This is a genomic window from Arsenophonus sp. ENCA, from assembly GCF_002287155.1.
In the GTDB taxonomy this organism is placed as follows: Bacteria; Pseudomonadota; Gammaproteobacteria; order Enterobacterales; family Enterobacteriaceae; genus Arsenophonus; species Arsenophonus nilaparvatae.
The window spans coordinates 1-730 of sequence record NZ_NHNG01000567.1 but is presented as its reverse complement, the minus strand read 5'-3'; the positions used below and the strand labels follow the sequence as shown (position 1 = coordinate 730).

Genomic DNA, 730 nt, shown 5'->3' with positions numbered 1-730 from the left:
ATATAATTCGCCATATTCCTCCTGAGGTAACCATCTGGGCAGATACCGGTTTTCAAGGTATAGATAAACAGCATCCTAATACACAAATCCCAAAAAAAGGAACTCGAAAAAGACCTTTATCGCCTGAACAAAAACAAGAAAATAAAATAATCTCGGGCATCCGTATTACAGTTGAACACGCCATCGCGGGTATCAAGCGCCTCGGTTGCATGACCCAAATTTTACGGAATCGTAGACCCTTTATTGATGATACCTTCTTACTCCTTAGCGCAGGTCTTTGGAATTTCCATCTCAGAACAGCGTAAAATTTACTTCAATCACCGAAACACCCTTATTTCACTATTAAGCAACACGCTTTTTGTAATCCTGTGGTTTCGCCCTTGCTGAGTCTTGGACAACGGTTTGTTTCGATGGCCTTTACCCTGAATCTGGCTCCTATAGCCGTTTGCCTTCAGCCAAGCTTCCCGCTCCGCAGAGGGATAGCCTCGGTCGGCGTAGATATTGCGATTGGTGTTGGCCTTGTCAATGACCCTTTCGAAATGCTGACTGTCGTGGGTGCTGGCCGTATCGGTGACGATTTTTCTGATGAATTTGTACTTCTTATCCATGTTTACCGAAAGCTTATAGCCATAATGACTCTTACCGTGTTTTTTAGTCCACGTGGCGTCTAAATCTTTTTGTCGCCGCTTGGTTGGTTTCCAATGAGCAGGCATCGCTTCCTGCTTGAGTT

The 730-nt window shown here is 44.5% G+C and carries 1 protein-coding gene and 1 pseudogene; one reads left to right on the top strand and one right to left on the bottom strand.

Annotated features, from left to right (window positions below):
• Positions 1 to 305: transposase family protein (locus CBG25_RS14770; RefSeq protein ID WP_290603625.1), on the top strand; the 305-nt coding region annotated here is incomplete at its 5' end.
• A 51-nt stretch (positions 306 to 356) separates the two neighbouring features.
• Here CBG25_RS14770 and CBG25_RS14765 read toward each other — a convergent pair.
• Positions 357 to 730: pseudogene (locus CBG25_RS14765) on the bottom strand (transposase); the annotation flags it as partial.